The organism is Lysinibacillus sp. G1-3 (assembly GCF_056322905.1).
The window spans coordinates 1-357 of the sequence record NZ_JBWHYQ010000070.1 but is presented as its reverse complement, the minus strand read 5'-3'; the positions used below and the strand labels follow the sequence as shown (position 1 = coordinate 357).

2 tRNA genes and 1 rRNA gene are annotated in these 357 nt (G+C 55.2%); all 3 read right to left on the bottom strand.

Annotated elements, in window-relative coordinates:
- Positions 1-46: 46 nt before the first annotated feature.
- Positions 47-121: transfer RNA gene (locus ACVYAD_RS25185), tRNA-Met, on the bottom strand.
- A gap of 24 nt (positions 122-145) precedes the next feature.
- A tRNA-Val gene (locus ACVYAD_RS25180) sits at positions 146-221 on the bottom strand.
- Positions 222-231: 10 nt separating this feature from the next.
- A 5S ribosomal RNA gene (gene rrf, locus ACVYAD_RS25175) occupies positions 232-347 on the bottom strand.
- Between the last annotated feature and the right edge of the window lie 10 nt (positions 348-357).

Genomic DNA, 357 nt, shown 5'->3' with positions numbered 1-357 from the left:
CTGCGTGACAGGCAGGCATGTTAACCGCTACACCACGGGACCATTTTGGTTGCGGGGGCCGGATTTGAACCAACGACCTTCGGGTTATGAGCCCGACGAGCTACCACTGCTCCACCCCGCGATAATAGAGTGCTTGATTAAAAAATGGTGGAGGATGACGGGCTCGAACCGCCGACCCCCTGCTTGTAAGGCAGGTGCTCTCCCAGCTGAGCTAATCCTCCTGGGTATAATGCCTAGCGACGTCCTACTCTCACAGGGGGAAGCCCCCAACTACCATCGGCGCTAAAGAGCTTAACTTCCGTGTTCGGTATGGGAACGGGTGTGACCTCTTTGCCATCATCACTAGACTTATGAAAG